Source organism: Oleiphilus sp. HI0132, from assembly GCF_001635845.1.
Genome location: NZ_LWGJ01001339.1, coordinates 1 through 1339 on the forward strand (window position 1 = coordinate 1; position 1339 = coordinate 1339).

Annotated in this window: 1 protein-coding gene and 1 pseudogene; both read right to left on the bottom strand. The window is 42.1% G+C overall.

Annotation, left to right across the window (positions count from 1 at the left end):
- Positions 1 to 162 (bottom strand): annotated as a pseudogene (locus tag A3766_RS32135) (integrase); the annotation flags it as partial.
- Between the two features lie 149 nt (positions 163 to 311).
- Positions 312 to 1337 carry a protease SohB gene (gene sohB / locus A3766_RS20420; protein ID WP_231882943.1) on the bottom strand — a complete coding sequence of 342 codons (1026 nt, stop codon included), beginning with the start codon at positions 1335 to 1337 and terminating at the stop codon, positions 312 to 314.
- Positions 1338 to 1339: the final 2 nt, after the last annotated feature.

The window sequence follows — 1339 nt, forward strand, 5'->3', positions numbered from 1 at the left end:
AATTCGTTCGGCAAGATCAAGCGCATCATCTACTTCAACCCCAAGATACCTTATAGTGCTGTCAATTTTAAAGTGCCCTAGCAATATCTGAATAGCTCTAAAGTTCTTTGTTTCACGATAAATAATTGAAGCTTTTGTTCGCCTCATTGAGTGGGTGCCATAAGCTGGCTAAATAATGGATACACAGAGCTTCAATGAGCACCAAACTTGCGCACTTTGAAATTACAGGTAAATTGCGGCCCCTGTTTAAACATTCACAAAATAAAAATGGGGCCAGAGTCGCAACCCCGCCCCATCAACGACTTAATTAATTACTTCATACCACGAGAGATATTCAGCTCGGAAAGCAGTTTGGTAACAGACTGTTCAATACCTGAGCTTACCGACATGCCTAGTTTATCCATCAAACTTTTCTTTGCTTTGAATTCCAAGGAATAGACCTCTGAGTCCTGACAGGCTTCTAAAATATATTCATCTGATGTTTTCAAGTCATCAACTAAAGATACTTCCTTGGCTTTAGAACCAAACCAGATATCACCATTGGCAACTGATTCAATATCAACCGATGGACGACGTTCTGAAACGTAGGACTTAAATAACTGGTGAGTATCCTCCAAGTCCGACTTAAACTTCTCTCTTCCTTCGTCAGTATTTTCACCAAACATTGTTAAGGTTCTTTTGTACTTGCCAGCAGTCAGGATCTCATAGTCGATATCATTTTTCTTCAGTACCTTGTTGAAGTTAGGCACCTGAGCCACCACACCAATCGAACCCATTATAGCGAAAGGTGAAGCAATAATCTGATCTGCAACGCACGCCATCATGTAACCACCACTCGCAGCGACCTTGTCTACGCAAGCTGTCAGTTTGATACCCTTCTGCTTAATTCGATCTAGCTGTGCAGAGGCCAAACCATAGGAATGAACCATACCGCCAGGACTTTCAAGCTTGACCACGATTTCATCGGTACCCGGACGTGCAACCAACAGTGCCGCAGAAACGGCTTCTCTGAAGCCCTCAACAGCGCTAGCTTTAATATCACCCTCGAAGCTTAGAACAAACACCTTCTTTTTATCTTCAGTGTCTGACTTCCCCTTACTTTCCTTTTCTTGCTTCTTGAGCTGCTTTTTCTTGTCTTTTAATGCTTCTTTACTCAGCATCGACTCTTCAAGCGTATCTTTGATTTCCTCGTACTTTTCATTCAATTTTTCAATCAGCATTTCCTTGCTTTCAGGCTTCTTGTTTTTTAGAGCTGCACTGCTTGCTGCAGCCATCACTATTAAAATGGCAGCAACAACTGTAATTGTCTGCGCCAAGAAGACACCGTACTCAGTCAAAA